The organism is Sodalis ligni (assembly GCF_016865525.2).
Lineage (GTDB): Bacteria > Pseudomonadota > Gammaproteobacteria > Enterobacterales > Enterobacteriaceae > Acerihabitans > Acerihabitans ligni.
Window position 1 is genome coordinate 5,902,723 of the sequence record NZ_CP075169.1, and the last position, 19,277, is coordinate 5,921,999.

15 protein-coding genes, 1 tRNA gene and 1 pseudogene are annotated in these 19,277 nt (G+C 52.6%); 7 read left to right on the plus strand and 10 right to left on the minus strand.

Annotated elements, in window-relative coordinates; genetic code table 11:
- Positions 1-410 precede the first annotated feature (410 nt).
- Complete coding sequence (locus tag GTU79_RS27455; RefSeq protein WP_214513560.1) at positions 411-656, plus strand: hypothetical protein; 246 nt, start codon at positions 411-413, stop codon at positions 654-656.
- A 176-nt stretch (positions 657-832) separates the two neighbouring features.
- Here the strand turns inward: GTU79_RS27455 and GTU79_RS27460 are convergent, their stop codons facing one another.
- The 7 genes from GTU79_RS27460 to nei form a co-directional block, all read right to left on the minus strand.
- Entirely contained in the window at positions 833-2,008 is a 1,176-nt protein-coding gene (locus tag GTU79_RS27460) for an STY4528 family pathogenicity island replication protein (RefSeq protein ID WP_203520303.1), read from the minus strand.
- A gap of 1,027 nt (positions 2,009-3,035) precedes the next feature.
- Positions 3,036-3,263: an AAA family ATPase gene (locus GTU79_RS31740; RefSeq protein ID WP_214514195.1), complete on the minus strand. Its 228-nt coding sequence runs from the start codon at positions 3,261-3,263 to the stop codon at positions 3,036-3,038.
- Positions 3,260-4,162, minus strand: coding sequence for an AAA family ATPase (locus GTU79_RS27470; protein ID WP_338091448.1), 903 nt, complete (start codon positions 4,160-4,162; stop codon positions 3,260-3,262). Before GTU79_RS27470 ends, GTU79_RS31740 begins: the two co-directional genes overlap by 4 nt.
- A 243-nt stretch (positions 4,163-4,405) precedes the next feature.
- Positions 4,406-4,843 carry an AAA family ATPase gene (locus tag GTU79_RS27475; RefSeq protein ID WP_214513562.1) on the minus strand — a complete coding sequence of 146 codons (438 nt, stop codon included), beginning with the start codon at positions 4,841-4,843 and terminating at the stop codon, positions 4,406-4,408.
- A gap of 420 nt (positions 4,844-5,263) precedes the next feature.
- Entirely contained in the window at positions 5,264-6,523 is a 1,260-nt protein-coding gene (locus GTU79_RS27480; RefSeq protein WP_203523683.1) for a tyrosine-type recombinase/integrase, read from the minus strand.
- A 218-nt stretch (positions 6,524-6,741) separates the two neighbouring features.
- Positions 6,742-6,826, minus strand: a tRNA-Leu gene (locus GTU79_RS27485).
- Positions 6,827-7,012: 186 nt separating this feature from the next.
- Positions 7,013-7,819: an endonuclease VIII gene (gene nei / locus GTU79_RS27490; RefSeq protein ID WP_203523684.1), complete on the minus strand. Its 807-nt coding sequence runs from the start codon at positions 7,817-7,819 to the stop codon at positions 7,013-7,015.
- Positions 7,820-8,010: 191 nt separating this feature from the next.
- On the opposite strand from nei, the gene GTU79_RS27495 reads away from it, so the two are divergent.
- Positions 8,011-8,505, plus strand: coding sequence for a YjjA family protein (locus GTU79_RS27495; RefSeq protein ID WP_132924674.1), 495 nt, complete (start codon positions 8,011-8,013; stop codon positions 8,503-8,505).
- An 8-nt stretch (positions 8,506-8,513) separates the two neighbouring features.
- On the opposite strand, the gene GTU79_RS27500 is transcribed toward GTU79_RS27495, so the two are convergent.
- Positions 8,514-9,371: an SDR family NAD(P)-dependent oxidoreductase gene (locus GTU79_RS27500; protein WP_203523685.1), complete on the minus strand. Its 858-nt coding sequence runs from the start codon at positions 9,369-9,371 to the stop codon at positions 8,514-8,516.
- Positions 9,372-9,986: 615 nt separating this feature from the next.
- Between GTU79_RS27500 and GTU79_RS27505 the strand changes: the two genes are divergently transcribed.
- Positions 9,987-10,886, plus strand: coding sequence for a LysR family transcriptional regulator (locus tag GTU79_RS27505; RefSeq protein ID WP_132924670.1), 900 nt, complete (start codon positions 9,987-9,989; stop codon positions 10,884-10,886).
- Between the two features lie 169 nt (positions 10,887-11,055).
- On the opposite strand, the gene lptG is transcribed toward GTU79_RS27505, so the two are convergent.
- Positions 11,056-12,147 carry an LPS export ABC transporter permease LptG gene (gene lptG, locus GTU79_RS27510; protein ID WP_132924668.1) on the minus strand — a complete coding sequence of 364 codons (1,092 nt, stop codon included), beginning with the start codon at positions 12,145-12,147 and terminating at the stop codon, positions 11,056-11,058.
- A pseudogene (lptF, locus tag GTU79_RS27515) lies at positions 12,147-13,246 on the minus strand (LPS export ABC transporter permease LptF). Before lptF ends, lptG begins: the two are co-directional and overlap by 1 nt.
- Positions 13,247-13,528: 282 nt before the next feature.
- Here lptF and pepA point away from each other — a divergent pair.
- The 4 genes from pepA to GTU79_RS27535 all read left to right on the plus strand — a co-directional run bounded on the left by pepA (position 13,529) and on the right by GTU79_RS27535 (position 19,237).
- Positions 13,529-15,040 carry a leucyl aminopeptidase gene (gene pepA, locus GTU79_RS27520; RefSeq protein WP_132924665.1) on the plus strand — a complete coding sequence of 504 codons (1,512 nt, stop codon included), beginning with the start codon at positions 13,529-13,531 and terminating at the stop codon, positions 15,038-15,040.
- A gap of 83 nt (positions 15,041-15,123) precedes the next feature.
- Positions 15,124-15,573: a DNA polymerase III subunit chi gene (locus GTU79_RS27525; RefSeq protein ID WP_203523687.1), complete on the plus strand. Its 450-nt coding sequence runs from the start codon at positions 15,124-15,126 to the stop codon at positions 15,571-15,573.
- A 13-nt stretch (positions 15,574-15,586) separates the two neighbouring features.
- Entirely contained in the window at positions 15,587-18,442 is a 2,856-nt protein-coding gene (locus GTU79_RS27530; protein ID WP_203523688.1) for a valine--tRNA ligase, read from the plus strand.
- 291 nt (positions 18,443-18,733) lie between these two features.
- Positions 18,734-19,237, plus strand: coding sequence for a GNAT family N-acetyltransferase (locus GTU79_RS27535; protein ID WP_132924659.1), 504 nt, complete (start codon positions 18,734-18,736; stop codon positions 19,235-19,237).
- Positions 19,238-19,277: the final 40 nt, after the last annotated feature.

A 19,277-nucleotide genomic window follows, 5' to 3' on the forward strand; every position in this document is an offset into this window, starting at 1 on the left:
GATAATGGGATCGACGGTTACGCCAGACAGGCGTTTATAACGCCAAACTGAAACGACAAAAAAGCGCAGAAAGGCTCGATATGATGATGGCTGGAAATACCAAACCGAGGATAAATCAGGCTCCCCTATGGGTAGGGGCGGCGTGAGAAATTGAGCCGAAACACGCCAGGGATGGGCAACCGGGTGGGTACGGCATCGTAAAGAAGCAACTTCACCGATGTGGCACTTATTGCCCTGCGCCAAGGTTCCAGCATTTAAACCTGCCGGTGGGTTATTGCCCTGCCAGTGTGTCAGGGCATCATCATGTGCGCAGCATGAAATAGGATGCGGCGCCAACCCGCATTGTTGCTGCAATTCTCCGGGCCGTCACTGCGGAGTGCAGTGACGGCCCATGGCGAGGCATCGGAGTCGTGCAAAGCGAAAAGGCGCGGGGGCAGGAATGCGCATTACCCGGCTGCCGCACTGACGCGGCCTTCGGCCTTGTCGGCTACCTGCGCAGGGGCGACATGGTGCTCATGCCGCTCCTGCGCAGGCAGCTTGAGTGTAAAGCCCATGCGGCGGCATCCGAAGAAATTGCCCGACAAGCAGGAAAAATCCGCGCGAAGTGGGAGTCAATGGCGGGCGCGCAAGCCGCAGCGGAGCGCAGCCGTAGGTGAGCACCGAACGAGTGAGCACCCGGCGCAGCGCACCATTGACGCCCATACAGCGCACTAGCCTATCAACTGGCTGCAGGGGATGATCGCCCCCTGCAGCCCTGCCCTTCGGCGAGAACAGAGTTCCAAGAGGCGGCGCCTCTTGGTCTAGGCCGCAGGCCGCGAAGGTATGGCGGGCATCAGGCAGGGCGAGTATGCCACCCCTTGGCCTGCATCACCTGAGCGGCAAGGTCTCCGGCGTTCACCGGCATGTTCAGCATCTTGCGGATGTCTGCGATATGCGCGAGCGCGGTTTCGCGTGATACGAGTTTAGGGGTTGGCTCCTGGCGAATTTCGGCACGTTGGATTGTCGCCATCATGCAGGGAGCGGCCTGTTGCGCATGTCTGGACGCTTGTGTGGCCTTGCGGCCTGCCCACAAGCGAAACTCGCCAGCAAGCACCCGCCTTACCAGGCCGAAGAAGTAAGCGATGACGTTGCGTACGGTGCCGCTCTGGCTACGCGCCTCTAATTCATCCAGCACGTCCTGGCGATACTGGGGCGGCAGCCGATGCAAGGCCGCCAGCACATCGTTTTGCTGCTCGGACTTGGCACTACCCAGGCAAGGCGGCAATGCTACTGGCGGTGACACCGGACCGACATCCTCGTGTGCGCGTGCGCGGTACGTACGTTCTTTTTTATTTAAATACTTACTATACGTACTGTCTTGCTCGGGAGTTATCTGCTGGGCAGGGTCGGTCTGCTGCGGACCTGCTGTGGTGCTGACGGAATCGCCGGGTATTGCCGCTTGTGCTGCGTTTTGGTCTCCCCGGAGAAGCGGCATGCGTGGTGCCGGCGGTTCATCATCATCACTGCCTTGGTCTTCGGCATGAATTGGGGCCACGGTGCGTGCGTGTTCAAGCGTCTCCTGGATGTGAATGGCGACGCGATCGACTTGATTATTTTCGTGGCCGATGGACGTTTGCAGAAGCTGCGGCAGACTGGCATCGAGCGCGCACGCCTGATGGAAGGTCAGCGTGCTTTCATGGACTTGATACAGCTCGCTGAGAACATGGCCGGTCATGGGGTCTCGATGCTGCCCCACCAAGCTGATCCAGCCAGTGAGCCGCAATACTACAAGAACGCGCCAGGCGGTTTCATAGCCAGCACGCTGCCCTAACGGCGTGGAGGTGAGATAGCGGCGCAACTGCCCCAGGCTCGCCAGCGGGCTGAGTCCGTCCGCAGCGCGCAGCATGCGCAGAACCTGCCAGCCGTTACGCTCCAGGGGGGTGAGACGGGTATCGAGCATAAGTGCGGTGGGCGTGGTAAACAGGGCATTATGCTCCTGTGGGTTGTGGTGGTGATGATGGTGTGCCATGAGAAGTCTCCGGGGTAGGGGCCACAGCAGCCCATTGCCCCGTATCTGACAGTAAGCCCGCATGCGTGTCAGGCAACAATACGGTCTGCGCCACAACCGCGTTGATGGGCGTGTAGACTGCGCTGATACCGCCATCAGGTCTGGTTTATGATTCCGCTCCCCCATAGGGTCGTAATTGGAGATCCTTTCAGCAATTTCCGCTAGGGCCAGTCCATCAAGCGAGTCAAACAGAATCGCCCATCGCTAAAAATAAGGCTGTGGTAAAACCTGAAGCAACACGCTAGTGGTCCGGCCTGATCACCGTCTTCCTATTTAGATTGCGAAACAAAGTTTATTTGGATTACACTTACCACGCTACCACCCCGGGCGTTCTCTTTTCCTGAATCTGTATGCAAGCCTGTAAATGGGTACAGGGACCTGTTGGCAGTTAAGCCAACTTGTAAGGAGAGACGTCATGAGAATGAAAACCGTCCCGGTTCGCCGGTATGTACGTTTTCGTTTTGGCCGTTTAGAGCATGTGTGCAAGCACATGCGCTCGCTGCCAAATCGTTAAATGAATGTGATGCCTGACGGTGGTAGCTTTGTTTTCCTTCCTGGGTGATAGCTAAAAAGAGCCGGCTTTACTTTTTTTACGCTAATTTTTAAAAATCTAATTCACTCTTCATTCATCATAGCAAGATAATGTTCATGATCATTTGTCCTCTCAAAATTTTTTCAAATAAAACCTGATAAGTTTCAGCGTCGAGCGGACCTATTTGTGTTATATTTCGACCATCTGAATGAGAATGGCGATTAATATAACGATAAAATGAATGATACCGAGGGTCCGCATTTTCAGTAGCTAGTTTATTAATCGCATCTTGAAGTTTCTCTTTTTACAAGCAAAACTAAAATAATATTCTAAAATATTTCGCATGGTATTAGGCAAAACAACAGATTGAGAAACTCCATTTTAACATCCTTTAGAGTTTGCCACAGAGCTTGATATTCATTTAACAAATCATTCATTTTAATTTTATGGACTTCGCTATGAATATTTTTGATATGCGATACAGCGTCCATCCGTTCGGAGCATCTTTTTATTATGGTTACTTTCATTAGTAGACAAAATCATTTCTTGATAGAAGAATAGATTATGTGTCAGAATAATTATATGCTTAGCTTGTTGGGATTTTATAAGGTTATGATAAATCATCGATGCAACTTCATAAATATAATTATGTGATAAGCTTGATATAGGATCATCTATTACTATAAGTTTTCACGATCATCATTGTCTTCTCGATTATCTCTACCGTAGCATTTTTCAATAAAATAGAGAAAAGAAATTAATGTTTTCTCCCCTTCGCTCAGGCTCTTGAAGACTGATTTCTCCCCCTGCCAATCATCACGTGATAAACGATAGACTTCCTGCTCCTGGCTGTGCCGGACGATTTTAAAACCGGTAACCCCTAGAGATACTAACATCAGATTAATATCATTAACAGTTTTTTCTATGTTGGTCACAGCCGCCATATTTTTTGAATTTTCATTTAAAAGTGAATTTTTTAAATTTTCTAAGGTGTTTATTTTTTCTTGGTAAATTTTTTCATTACTTTTTAGCTCACCAAGATTATTATCCCTGTTTTTCAAGAAGTCATCACACATCTTCCTCAGATGCCCCAACAAATCATTTTTAAGGTTAGCCAATTCCTCGTCATAATTATCAGCCATATCATTGTTTTTATTTATAGAAAGATTTATTTTTGTTACATTTTCGCACATATTTTTTATATCTTTACGTATATCAGGCAAAACTATGGCAGCGGAAGGTGTAGTGATCTTATCCGCTAACAATTTATCATTTAATAGATAGGCTTTTTCAATTGATGATAGTAGGCTATAAATAGGGTCATCTTGAGAAACCATAGAACACGCATTAAGTTCACTCTTGAGCATTTGTAAATAATCATGCCATTCTTTATGTTTTTCTGCCAGTAGTTTAATTGCATTTAGTGACTCAGTGAAATTCTCATCAAATAGACGCCTAAACTCTTCCTTGAAATGTTCGGCATCAAACTCTTGCTGGCAAAATGGACATTCGTCTTTTATAATATAAGTGAGACCTTTGTGGACCCAATCAGCATTCCCCAACTTCTCAATTGTCATACCCAACTGACTGCTTCCTGATGGAATAAGTGGAGTGTTAAGTAAAGCTTGATTTTTAATATCTATTTGGAAAAATCGGGACAATTGATTAACGACATATGCATTCCTTTGCTTTCTTTAAGCTGCTCCCATCGCTTGGCCAAATCGTCAGTAGAATAGTTATTTTTGTAATTTACATTGGAAATTTTATCGTAAAATCCTTGTGTTTTTAACGCCCCTGCATCAATTCCGTTAATGATGTACTTCTTCTCAATGCAGAAGAGCAGTCAAACATTTTCGTCGCACAATCATTGATGATACGTTTTGCATCTCTTGATTATCTTCAACATTCTCATTCAATTTTTTTATTTCATTTCCATATTCTTTTATTTTATCTTTATTGTTATTTATTTCATCTTGAATTTTTCCATTATCTTGGCTGAGCGTAAAAATTCCAGGTTGTAGCGTTTTATTATTAAATGTTGCATCTATATAATCTTGATTAAATACAATGAACTTTAAGTCGGCATCAGCTTCAAACCGACAGTCTTTATAGTCAATATCTTCCGGTCGATAAAAATATCCAGATATAGTAGATTTTCCAGAACCATTTTGTCCATAAATCAGCGTAACAGCTTTACTGAAATCAAATTCGATATCTTTTTCACTGGAATAACTCTTAACACCTTTTAATTTTAGAATACCCACAGATTAGTCCTATACATGAGATGCTTTATTGTGTGGTTTGATGTTACATCTTTCGTAATAAATAGACATGCTTATTTATTATTTGAAAACCTGATTTTTATTCTAAATAAATATATAAACCACTTTATTATGCATATTCGTTTTCTGAACGAGCAAGAACAATAGCTTTGGCTGCTGCCGCAAAGCTTTTTGTTTCTCCTATGTACATGCTAAAATCTCAAGATATTCAACTTTGTCAAAAAAATACCGCCATGAAATTATTGCCTTATGTTTTTATAATCCTAGTTATTATCTCAAGATGAGCATTTCATCTTACTAGCAAAATTGCATTATTTGATACATGTGAACGCATTCTATAAAATCAGATTTTCAATGACTGATTACGATATGACTGAAACATTTACATGATGAGTAGCATCGTCACTTTAAGCTTTTCCTTTTAAACTCATACGGCACCACATACCCCTCCCGATTCGCATCCAGATAGTCCGCCCACCACTGCACCATCAGCTTACGTTCCTCGATATGCTCGGCCCGATGGATATATGCCGCCCGTACCCCACTGCGCTCCTGGTGGCTCATCTGCCGCTCCACCGCATCCCGTGACCAAAGTCCCGACTCCACCAGCGCGCTGCAGGCCATGGTGCGAAAGCCATGCCCACATACTTCAGTCTTGGTATCGTATCCCATGGTCCTCAGTGCCTTATTAACGGTGTTTTCACTCATGGGCTTTTTAGGATCATGATCGCCAGGAAATACCAACGTCTGGTTATCACCGCATAGCGCCCTAATCCGCTTAAGCAATACCACCGCCTGCCGTGACAGCGGCACCAGATGCGGCGTATGCATCTTGGAACCGCGCTGGGAGAACTTCACGCCCTCAATAGGCTCGCGTTCTGCCGGCAGGGTCCACATCGCCCGTTTCAGGTCAATTTCCTGCCAGCGGGCAAACCGTAATTCGCTGGAACGGATAAAGATCACCAGCGCCAATTGCACCGCCAGCCGCGTTAATTTTCTGCCGCCATAATCATCCAGACGTTCTAAAAAATCCGGCAATTGTTCCAACTGCAATGCGGGATGATGATTTGCCTTGCGGGTGGCAATCGCGCCGACCAAATCCTGGGCGGGGTTATAGTCAATCAAGCCGTTCTGCATGGCGTAACGCATCACGCCGGTGACCCGTTGTTGCAACCGGGAGGCTACGTCCAGTTTGCCAGTCGCCTCCACCGCTTTTAGCGGTTCCAGTAAATCACGTATTTTCAGCTCGGTAATATCGCGATCGCCCAGGGCCGGGAAGAGGTAGACCTCAAGATAATGCATTACCCTGGCGGCATGGTCCGCCGACCAGCGTTGGTTGCTGGCATGCCAGTCGCGGGCCACCGAGGCAAAGGTATGCGCCGGCGCATTGGCCAGCTTTTCTTCTTTGCGCTTTTCGGCGGGATCGAGGCCGTCCGCCAGTAAAACGCGGGCTTGTTCACGCAGTTCACGGGCCTTGGCTAAACCAATTAGCGGATAAGCGCCGAAGGAGAGTTTTTTTTCTTTACCCTGGTAGCGGTATTTAAGCTGCCATAATTTTGATCCGGCCGGTTTTACCAGCAGATATAGGCCGTGGGCATCGCTAAGCTTGTAGGGTTTTTCGAGCGGTTTGGCGTTATGAGCAGCGCGATCTGATAAAGGCATTTTGGGGGCCTCGTGTAAATCGAACCGAAAGAGCCCCCATTAAAGCCCCCAAATGGACCGGATGTCAATGGATGAAAAACGACCAGTATGGAAGAGGGAGAAATCGACACGGCAGAGAGGATGAAAATATTTTCTTTATTTAACAGACAACTATGGAACTTAGTGGAAGATTATGGACACAAAAAAAGCCACCCTTGGGTGACCTGATTGTGTACTAATGGTGCCGAAGGCCGGAATCGAACCGGCATGCCCGAAGGCGGTTGATTTTGAATCAACTGCGTCTACCGATTTCGCCACTTCGGCACTGAAGTCGTACACGGAAAACGAGGTGCATTATACCGTTAACGCGTTCCTGCGCAAGACTAATCCGGCCGAAGCCACTCTGATTGCTGAAAAAATGCCCTCAGCCAGGTCTGGATCACGGGTTATTGTCATCACCCTGTGAATTCTGACCCGCAAGCGGGTCATTTCTACACTAACGCTCACCGTTCAGTCATGCTGGCAAACAGGACACCAATAAAACGGGCGCGACCCGTGGGTGGTTTTTTCAATGGGATGCCCGCAGCGTTCACAAGGCCGTCCCGCCCGATGAAACACCTTGAACTGAAAGCGGGCGCCATGGTGCTTCCCTTCATCCAGCGGGTCATCCATGGTGCCGCGGGTGGCATAGGAAAGCCTGGGGATAGCCACAATCGCCTCGCACAGGCGGTCAATCTGTTCCGGGCTCAAATCCCGCCCTCTAACCCCCGCCGTCAGCCTAGCCTGCCATAAAATCTCCACCCGCAGATAATTGCCCAGTCCGGCAATAAAGGATTGATCCAGCAGCAGGCTGCCGAGCTGGCGTCCGCGAAAGCGCGGCGAGAGCAGGCGCGATCGGGTTTCCTCCACCGTGAGGACCGGATCCAGAACATCAGGGCCGATGCGCAGCAAAAACGGGTGGGCCGCCAGCGCGTCGGCATCCAGAATCTGAATATCGGACGCGCTGTACAGCAGGATGGCAAACTGTTCGTTTTCCAGGCGAACCCGCAAGTCTCGTTTGGTCAACGGCGTTTCTCCGGCCTTGACTACCCGCCATACGCCGTAGAGCTGGTTATGGCTGTACAGCACCAATCCGTTGGAAAACCAGGTAAGCAGCGCTTTGCCCCTGGTCTCTATTTTTTCGATGCGTTGACCGGTCAATTGGGATTCAAAAGGCTTCAGATGCGGGAAGGCAAACCACGCCAGGGTAATTTCCCGGCCGGCTACCGCCATCATCAGGGCGTCGGCCGCGCGCCGAATTTCAGGGCCTTCCGGCATACTTTTCTCCTGTTATGGGCGTTATGAAAATAATGGCGCTTAGAATTATCCTAAATCCGACATTAAATCGCCCCTTCTTTGGTCTGTTCTCTTTAGGCCATGAACTTGTCCGGCATACTAAAGTCCGAAAAAGGGACCTATGGAATAATACGATTTTACTTTTTATGCTTATGTTAAACAGGAAATTGACCATGACAATCACTCTGCGGCGTCACCTTCTTTCGCTGGCTTTGATGGCGACTTTGGCCCCTGGCCTGGCCCTGGCGGCCAACTTGATGGATTCGGTTAACAGCGCCCTTGGCACATCAGGCACCACCACGGGCAACGGCGCCGCACAAAGCGGCTCTACGGCATCCCTTGCCGGGTTGCTGGGGGGCGGCGATAAGGCCCTGAGCGCCGGCACCATGACCAATGCCGCCGGGGTGCTGGAGTACTGTGCGAAAAACAATCTGCTGTCAGATACCGGCACCACGGCAATTAAAGACAAGCTGATGGGCAAGCTGGGTATTTCCAGCCCGTCCAACGCCAAGAGCCAGGATTACCAGCAGGGTCTCGGCGGAATATTGAATACCGCCCAGGGCGGTCAGTTGAACCTGAAGGATCTCGGCTCCTCGCAGCTGGGCCAGAAGGTGAAATACAAAGCCTGCAATCTAGTGCTGAAACAGGGCAAGAACTTCATTTCCTGACGGCGGCGCTATCGGCGCGGCTGCTTGATAAACGCGTTGAATGCCGATTCGAAATCCGGATGCCAGCGGGAAAGCGGCGGTCGATTTTCGACGATATCGCCGGCGGCCCATAAAATGCGTTTTTCATCCAGGGAACGGGGCACGTCATTGTCCGGGCACAGGATATAAAAGTCGCCGGCGTCCAGCCGCTCCATCATAAAATCAGCGGTTTGATCCGCGGTCCAGGCGCCGGCGGGTTTCTCGACGCGACCGCGGCGGGTGAGCCCGGTGAAGACAAAACCAGGAATCAGCAGATGGGCGCTGAGGCGGCAGCCGTCGGTATTGCGCAGTTCGTGCTGCAATGCCTCGGTAAAGGCCTTTAGGCCGGCCTTGGCAACGTTATAGGCGGGGTCTCCCGGCGGCGTGGTGATGCCCTGTTTGGAGCCGGTATTGATCACCAGGCCAGGCCGGCCGCGGGCCATCATCTCGGGTACAAAAATCTGCGTACCGTTGATGACGCCGTATAAATTCACTTCCAGTATGCGCCGCCAGTTTTCCGCCGGGCCGAACACGCCGCTGCCGGGCTGGATGCCGGCGTTATTCATCAGCACATCGGTGCCACCGAAGCGCTGGGCAACGGCATCCCGCAGGCTGACCAGGGAATCCGGCTGGCTGACGTCCGCCTGGAAGGTGAAAACATCCTGCTTGCCTCTTGCCGCCAGCGCGGCCACCTCTTCGGCCCCATGGGCGAGGCGCTCAGCCTCGAGATCGGCGATGCAGACGCGCAGCCCGCGCTGGGCGAAACGTTTGGCGGCGGCCAAACCTATGCCGGACGCACCGCCGGTGATAACGGCGACGGAACCGGGTAACAGGGATAAATGGGTCATGAGTATCCTCGCAATGTTGCAATCACATCGGCGATTCAGGGTCTTGATGAACCGACGTCCCAAAACGTTCCCATGCTAAAACGATTGCCCGCCGTGGGCAACGACCTTGGACAACAGCTTACCCGCACATTTGGCCACAGTAACCTCAACGGAAGGGACATTCAGCAGTTTTTCCGATGGAGCAGGATCTCATTATCATGCAATATGCAGATACTCATCATCTTTCAAATTGCCACCTTGCTGCAATTCGAAATCTATTGGGTATATTAGGAAAGGCATATTCTACATAGTTCAAATAATATTATTAATCTGCTATTAAAAGACATTTAACAATATTATTCAGCATATCTAAAATAACGGGACACGCCAGTAGTAACGCCCGTTCGCGGTCGGTCCAATAGGTTAATGAAGGGATAAGGCACTCCGCAAGGAGTATTTTAGCCTTGTCATTATTAAAAATAAAAGATAAAATCATTAGCCACTAAAAGAAGTTAGTCAATTGTTCTCATGCTAATGAGTTATGTAGAGGAGAATGAAGATTATAATTTTAAGTGCCTTTGCATTCGTTACCTAACGAATATCCCTCAAACCCGCGTTTCTAATTATGACTACTATATGAACAATTTTGATTTTAACTTATTGGTTGTACTGAACGCGCTGCTGGAAGACTGCAGCGTCAATCTGGCGGCCAGGAAACTGAACGTCACCGCACCAGCCATCAGCAAGTCTCTGAACAAGATTCGGGCTTTGTTTAACGATCCGATACTGGTTCGCAGCGGAACCAAGCTGATTCCCACACCGAGGGCAATTGCATTGAAGGAGGATGTGCGGCAATTGGTTAACCGCATTGAGTCCATGTTGAATACCAATATGGCCTTCGAACCCCATACCACCAATGTGTCATTTACCATCGCGGCGAACGCCACCATTGTTTTCACCCTCAATGCCACATTATTCAGGGAAATCCAGAAAAGCGCGCCAAATGTGTTTATCAATATGGTTCATGACTCCGAATTTGATGATGACTTTTTACGATCAAACGATATTGATTTATACATTGGCGAAATGCGCGATCTGAATCCGGAGATTACCATACGTACCATTCACTCAGCGAAGTGTTATTTTATGTGCCGCTGCGGCCATCCGATCATCTGTACGGATAAGAGCATGGACAATCTGCTGAAATATCATTTTGTCCAGACCAAGGAGAAGTATCCGGCCGGTACGGATGAGGCAATGAAATATTTTTGGTCCGCGCGCCACGTCATGGGGGCTACGCCCGGTTATATGGCCACCATGAATGCTATTACCCATTCAGACGCCTTGGCCATCGTGCCGGATTTTGTGGTGAAGAATTTGCGCAAGCTGAATATCGCGGTGGAATTTTTCAGTGCGGATTTTGATTTAGGCAAGCGCAGCATCATCCAGGCCTGGCACTCGAAACATAACCATTCACCCTGTCATAAGTGGCTGCGCGACCTGACCAAAGTGCTGTTTGTAGAAAGTATTAAATGAATGATTTGTGGTCGTAACGGCTGATAACAACCTGAAGGTCGATGCAATGAGGTCTTCACCACTAACCGGCGCTAACAGGAATATGCCTGTTATACCCGTCATACTTCAAGTTGCAGGCTTGCTGGCTTTCCTGCAACTCGAATTATTTAGGCATAGCGCCTCGCCGCGATTAACGTTTTCTAAGCAATAGCGCCACGCTGATTACCAGGAATGCCATACTGGGTAACAATGCCCCGTACAGGGGCGGCAGACTGTATACCAGGCTTAACGGTCCGAAGATCTGATCCAGTACATAGAACAAGAACCCGAAGCTTATTCCCGTCACTACCCTCACGCCCATCGCCACGCTGCGCAGCGGGCCGAAAATAAACGACAGCGCCATCAGCATCATCACCGCTACCGAGAAGGGGGAGAAGATCTTACTCCACATATTCAGCTCATAGCGATTGGACTCCTGTCCGCTTTGCTTAAGGTACTTCACATAATCACGCAGGCCGGTGATGGATAAGGCGTCCGGATCCAGCGCCACCACTCCCAGCTTGTCAGGGGTCAGATTGGTTTTCCACACGCCGCTAAGCATCTGCCGGCCCGAGATTTGCTGAGGGTGGCCCGAGATCTGCTGTGGATCCGTCAAGTCGGACTCGTCCACCTGGGAGAGATGCCAGACGCCGTCGGCATATTTCGCATCGGCGGCATAGCGCAGAGTCTGCAGGCGGTTGTGCTGGTCGAAATTGTAAATATTGACTCCGGATAATTCGTCGTTGCTCACCACCCGCTCGATGTAGATGAAATTGTTGCCGTCTTTGGCCCATAAACCGCTTTGCACCGAGAGCATCGAACCGCCGTACAGGGCCTGGGAACGGTAATTTCTCGCCATTTGTTCACCCTGCGGCGCCACCCATTCGCCGATGGCCATGGTGAGCAGCACCAGGGGAATGGCGGTTTTCATCACCGAGGCGGCGATTTGCATGCGGGTGAAGCCCGAGGCCTGCATCACCACCAGTTCACTGCGGCTAGCCAGCGTGCCCAGACCGAGCAGCGCGCCGAGCAGCGCCGCCATGGGGAAAAATATCTCGATGTCCTTGGGGACGCTCAATATCGTGTAAAGACCGGCGCCGACGACGGAATAGTCGCCCTGGCCGGTTTTACGCAGCTGATCGACGAACTTGATGATGCCGGAGAGCGAGACCAGCATAAACAGAGTCATCATGATGGTGTTGAAAATCGTTTTACCGATGTAGCGGTCCAGTACTCCAAACATCAAACCGCTCCTCTTGAATGTAATCCGTCGCGTATTCTTCTCACCGGCACGGTTTCCCAAAGATTGAGTAACACGGCAATGCCCAGATAGACCAGGTTGGTCAACCACATCCATATCATCGGGTCGAGTTTACCTTTGGCGCCGTTGGAACGCAGCGAGCTTTGCAGCAGAAAAAAGATCAGGTACATCAGCATGGCCGGCAGCATGCTCATCACCCGGCCTTGTCGCGGGTTAACCGCGCTGAGCGGAACCACCATGATGGCCATGATAAATACCGAGACCACCAGTGTCAGGCGCCACTGCATTTCCGCCTTGGCCCCGGGGTCGGAGGAGTGGCGGAGTTCATGCATGGTCATCTGATCCGCGTCGGTGCTGTCCGCCGACACCGCCTGGTGGCCGATGACCGCCTGGTACTGGGTAAAATCGGTGATGCGAAAATCCCGCAGCAGCGCAGTGCCTTCGTAGCGGGTGCCTTTATCCAGCATCACCAGTTGCGAACCGTCGGCACGCTGGGTCATGTGCCCCTGATCCGCCACCACCACCGAGGGCCGGGCATTGCCTTTGGGTCGCAGCTGGGCCAGAAACACGTTCTGGAACTGCTGTCCTTTGACATTGCCGACGAACAGTATCGAATTGCCGTTTTGCGCCGCCTGGAACTGCCCTTCCACCATCGCCGCCATGCTGGGATTGGCCTTGGCCTCCGCCAGGACTTCGTCCTGGTGGCGGGCGGACCAGGGAGAAAGCCAGATAACGTTGGCGCCGGCGAAAATCGCCGTCAGCACGCTGAGAATCAGCGCCGCCTTGACCAAAACGCTCTTACCCAGTCCACAGGCATGCATCACCGTAATTTCGCTTTCGGTGTACAATCGGCTCAGGGACATCAGTAAGCCCAAGAATAGGCTGAGGGAAGAATTAACTGTGCCATTTCCGGCACCCCTAAACCGAGTAGGGATAACACCAGGTTTGTCGGAATATCGCCGTCAACCGCAGCTCCCAGCACCCGTACCAGCTTCTGACAGAAGAAAATCAGCAACAGGATAAACAGGATGGCGAGCTGGCTTTTGAAAACTTCCCGAACCAGATATCTAAGGATGATCACGCTTATTTCGCCTGTGAAAACTTGTCTTTTTGCAGGAAAATCGATAATTTCTTTGCTAATCCACCAATAATACGTATCAATTAGCCACCTTTATCGCCAGATAGAGTATAACAACATTAAGCGTTCGGCCGTGCTATGAGAACGCACTGATTATTGCCGGAATAACGTCCTTTGCGTCGTTTAGATTAACACATAGAGTTAAGGCAAAGGGGGGGGATAAAATAGGAAAAGGTCTATTTTATCTTCGTTGGCGGTTTTTTTCTTTAAGATTAAGGAGTGTGCATGGAGTTCAGTGTAAAAAGCGGTAGCCCGGAAAAACAACGCAGTGCCTGTATAGTTGTCGGCGTATTCGAACCGCGCCGCCTGTCTCCCATCGCTGAACAGCTCGACAAGATCAGCGACGGCTATATCAGCGCCCTGCTGCGCCGCGGCGAACTGGAAGGTAAAGTGGGGCAGACGCTGCTGCTGCACCATGTTCCCAACGTGCTGTCCGAACGTATTCTGCTTATTGGCTGCGGCAAGGAACGCGAGCTGGATGAACGCCAATATAAACAGGTAATCCAGAAAACCATCAATACGCTGAATGACACCGGCTCTATGGAGGCTGTCTGCTTCCTGACCGAATTGCATGTCAAAGGGCGCAATACCTACTGGAAAGTCCGCCAGGCGGTGGAAACCTCCAAAGAATCCCTTTATACCTTTGATCAGCTTAAAAGCAACCGCATCGAACCGCGCCGGCCGCTGCGTAAAATGGTGTTCAATGTTCCCACCCGCCGTGAACTCACCGGCGGGGAACGCGCCATCCAGCACGGCCTGGCCATTGCCGCCGGCATCAAGGCCGCCAAAGATCTGGGGAATATGCCCCCCAATATCTGCAACCCGGCTTATCTGGCTTCCCAAGCTCGCCAATTGGCGGATCGGTTCGGCAAAACCACCACCACCCGGGTTATCGGCGAGCAGCAGATGAAAGAACTGGGCATGAACGCCTATCTGGCGGTGGGCCAGGGTTCGCAAAATGAATCGCTGATGTCGGTGATAGAGTATAAAGGCAGTCCTGATCCGGAAGCCAAGCCGATCGTGCTGGTGGGCAAGGGCCTGACCTTCGACGCCGGCGGCATCTCCATCAAGCCCGCCGACAGCATGGACGAGATGAAGTACGACATGTGCGGCGCCGCCACGGTGTACGGCGTGATGCGCATGGCGCTGGAGCTGGAGCTGCCGCTGAATATCGTCGGCGTGCTGGCGGGATGCGAGAATATGGTGGACGGCCGCGCCTTCCGCCCCGGGGACGTGTTGACCACTCTGTCGGGACAAACGGTGGAAGTGTTGAATACCGATGCCGAAGGGCGGCTGGTGCTGTGCGACGCGCTGACCTATGTTGAACGTTTCGATCCGGAAGTGGTTATCGACGTGGCTACCCTCACCGGGGCCTGCGTGATTGCCCTCGGGCATCATCTCACCGGCCTGATGTCGAACCACAATCCCCTGGCCCATGAGCTAATCGCCGCCGCCGAACAGTCCGGCGATCGCGCCTGGCGCCTGCCGCTGGGGGATGAGTACCAGGAACAATTGGAATCGAATTTTGCCGATATGGCCAATATCGGCGGCCGTCCGGGGGGCGCCATTACCGCCGGCTGCTTCCTGGCGCGGTTCGCCCGTAAATACAGCTGGGCCCACCTGGATATCGCCGGCACCGCCTGGCGCTCCGGCAAGACCAAGGGAGCCACCGGCAGGCCGGTGGCGCTGCTGGCGCAATTTCTGCTTAATCGCGCCGGTCTGAACGGTGACGAATAAGCGTAAAAAAGGTATGCTTTACCGGGCGGCTCAGGTCGCCCGTTATTTTTATCTTCCCCTCTCAGGTTCTTTAAAAACGGTACATGAAAAACGCGACCTTTTATCTTCTTGACCAGGACATACTTCAGGACGGCTTGACCGCCGTGGAGCGGCTGGCCTGCGAACTGGCGGCAAACCGCTGGCGCGGGGGTAAAAGAGTGCTGGTGGCCTGTGAGGACGAGGCGCAGGCATTAAAACTGGATGAAGCATTATGGCAGCGGGATCCGGAATCCTTTGTGCCGCACAATCTGGCGGGGGAAGGTCCCCGCTACGGCGCGCCGGTGGAAATATGCTGGCCCGGGCGCCGGGGCAACGCGCCGCGCGAGCTGTTGATCAGCCTGTTGCCGCACTGCGCCGATTTTGCCTCCGCTTTCCATGAAGTGATAGACTTCGTCCCCCATGAAGACCACATGAAACAGTTGGCGCGCGATCGCTATAAAGCCTATCGCAGCGTCGGCTTCCAATTGACCACGGCCACGCCGCCAACGCAGTGAAATACGACGCATAATGGAAAAGACATATAACCCGCACGATATTGAGCAGCCGCTTTACGAGCATTGGGAAAAACAGGGCTATTTCAAACCGAACAACGATCCGGGCAAAGAAAGCTTCTGTATCATGATCCCGCCGCCGAACGTGACCGGCAGCCTGCATATGGGCCATGCCTTTCAGCAGACCATTATGGATATCATCGTGCGCTACCAGCGCATGCAGGGCAAAAATACCCTGTGGCAGGTGGGCACCGACCATGCGGGTATCGCCACGCAAATGGTGGTGGAGCGCAAAATCGCGGCGGAAGAGGGCAAAAACCGTCACGATTACGGCCGTGAAGCCTTTATCGAGAAAATCTGGCGGTGGAAAGCGGAATCCGGCGGCACCATTACCCGCCAGATGCGTCGCCTCGGCGCATCGGTGGATTGGGATCGCGAGCGCTTTACCATGGACGAAGGGCTGTCCAACGCGGTGAAGGAAGTGTTCGTCCAGCTGTTCAAAGAGGATTTGATTTACCGCGGCAAGCGGCTGGTGAACTGGGATCCGAAGCTGCGCACCGCCATTTCCGATCTGGAAGTGGAAAACCGCGAGTCCCAGTCCCACATCTGGCATCTGCGCTATCCTCTGGCGGACGGCGCCACAACCGCCGAAGGCAAGGATTACCTGGTAGTGGCCACCACGCGTCCGGAAACCATGCTGGGCGATACCGGCGTGGCGGTGAATCCGGAGGATCCCCGTTACCGGGATCTCATCGGCAAATATGTTCTGTTGCCCCTGGTGGGCCGCCGTATTCCCATCATCGGCGACGAACACGCGGACATGACCAAAGGCACCGGCTGCGTGAAGATTACCCCGGCCCATGATTTTAATGACTATGAGGTGGGCAAGCGCCACGCCCTGCCCATGATCAATATCCTGACCCTGGACGGCAATATACGTGAACAGGCGGAAGTATTCAGTTCCCTGGGAGAAGTGAGTTCGGCTGCCAATGAAGACATCCCCGCCGAGTTTCGCGGCCTGGAGCGTTTTGCCGCCCGCCGGGCGATAGTGGCCGCTTTCGACGCCCTGGGACTGCTTGATGAAATCAAGCCCCATGCCCTGACGGCGCCCTATGGCGATCGCAGCGGCGTGGTCATTGAGCCCATGCTCACCGATCAGTGGTACGTACGGACCGCGCCGTTGGCTAAAGTGGCCATTGCGGCGGTGGAGGACGGCGAGATCCAGTTCGTGCCGAAGCAGTATGAGAATATGTATTACAGCTGGATGCGCGATATCCAGGACTGGTGTATTTCCCGGCAGCTATGGTGGGGACACCGGATCCCCGCTTGGTATGACGAAGCCGGCAAGGTCTATGTGGGCCGCAATGAAGACGAAGTCCGCCGGGAAAACAATCTTGATGCAGAGGTGAAGCTTCGCCAGGACGAAGACGTGCTGGATACCTGGTTCTCCTCGGGCCTGTGGACCTTCTCCACCCTGGGCTGGCCGGAACAGACCCCCGATTTGAAGACCTTCCATCCCACCAGCGTGCTGGTAAGCGGCTTTGATATCATCTTCTTCTGGATTGCCCGCATGGTCATGCTCACCATGCACTTTGTCAAAGATGAAAACCAGCGTCCGCAGGTGCCGTTTAAAACCGTCTATATGACCGGACTTATCCGCGACGATGAAGGGCAGAAGATGTCCAAATCAAAGGGCAACGTTATCGACCCGCTGGATATGGTGGACGGGATTTCCCTGCCGGATCTGGTGGAAAAACGCACCGGCAATATGATGCAGCCCCAATTGGCGGATAAAATCCGCAAACGCACCGAAAAGCAGTTCCCGCAGGGGATTGAGCCGCACGGCACCGATGCCCTGCGTTTCACCCTGGCGGCGCTGGCCTCCACCGGCCGCGATATCAACTGGGATATGAAACGCCTGGAAGGATACCGCAACTTCTGCAACAAGCTGTGGAACGCCAGCCGCTTCGTGCTGATGAACACCGAAGGGCAGGATTGCGGCCAGAACGGGGGCGAGATGAGCCTGTCACTGGCGGATCGTTGGATCCTGACCGCCTTTAACCAGACGGTGAAAGCCTATCGCGACGCGTTGGATAATTACCGCTTCGACCTGGCGGCCAACGTGCTGTACGACTTCACCTGGAACCAGTTCTGCGACTGGTATCTGGAGCTCACCAAACCGGTCATGAACGGCGGCAGCGACGCCGAGCTGCGCGGGACACGCCATACGCTGGTGCAGGTGCTGGAGAGTTTACTGCGCCTGGCCCATCCCATCGTGCCGTTTATCACCGAAACCATTTGGCAGCGGGTGAAGACGCTGAAAGGCATTGAAGCCGATACGCTGATGCTGCAGCCCTTCCCCGCCTTTGATGCCGGCCTGGACGACGCACAGGCCCTGGCAGACGTGGAGTGGATCAAGCAGGTCATCATGGCGGTGCGGGCTGTCCGCACGGAAATGAATATCTCCCCCGGTAAGCCGCTGGATCTGCTGGTGCGCGGCGCCACGCCTCTAACCCGGCAGCGCATCGACACCAATCGGAGTTTTATCCAGACCCTGGCGCGTTTGCAAAGCCTGAGCCTGCTGGATGAGGGCGACAAAGGCCCGGTTTCGGTGGTGAAGCTGGTGGAAGAAGGCGAACTGCTGATTCCCATGGCCGGTCTTATCGATAAAGCGGCGGAACTGGATCGGCTGGCCAATGAAGTCGCCAGGCTCGAGGGAGAAATCGGCCGTATCGAGGCCAAGCTTTCCAACAAGGGATTCGTCGCCCGGGCGCCGGAAGCGGTAGTGGCCAAGGAGCGGGAAAAGCTGGCGGGTTATGTCGCTTCAAAAGAGACGCTGCTGGAACAGCGGGCAACCATCGCCAATCTTTGATGCCGCGCCGGGCTGTGCTGCTTTATGGATCAGGAACCCGGCAGGTTGCAAAGCTATCGCCCGACCAACGAGTGCCTGCCGCATGAGGATGCGGCGGGCACTTGTCTCACTGAATGTTGCCTTCCGGCCGTAGACCGGATTCCTCGGCGTCCATCATGCTAGGCCTTTCATGAAAAAACCCGACAGGGGCAGCCTTTCGCCCCATGATTTTATTTGCATCACCAGCATCTGCAATGCTATTACTCGTAATAATAAAACAGATAATGTATTTCACATTCTTGAGTAATGACGATGTCCACAGCTACTTCAGTCAACATTTTGGTAAGGCCCATCGCGCCGGGTGATAATCAGGTCATCGCCGACGTGATCCGCCAGGTATCGGCCGAATTTGGCCTCACCGCGGACAAAGGCTATACGGTATCCGATCCTAATCTGGACAATTTGTATCAGCTCTACAGCCGTCCCCGCAGCGCCTATTGGATTATCGAATATGAAGGCCGGGTGGCCGGCGGCGGCGGTATCGCACCCTTGGAAGGCGCCGCGCCGGAAACATGTGAACTGCAAAAGATGTATTTTTTACCCAGCCTGCGCGGACGCGGAGTAGCTTATGAGCTGGCGCAGAGGGGATTGGCCTTCGCTCGCGGCCAAGGCTTCACCCATTGCTATCTGGAAACCACCGCCGCGCTGACCCGGGCGATAGCGCTGTATGAACGATTGGGATTTGAACATATCGACGGCCCGCTGGGCAGCACCGGACATGTGGATTGTGAAGTGAGAATGCTCAAGCGCCTGTGAAATCCTGAGCCTGCCGTGACGAGACTAACCGGTATCGTTG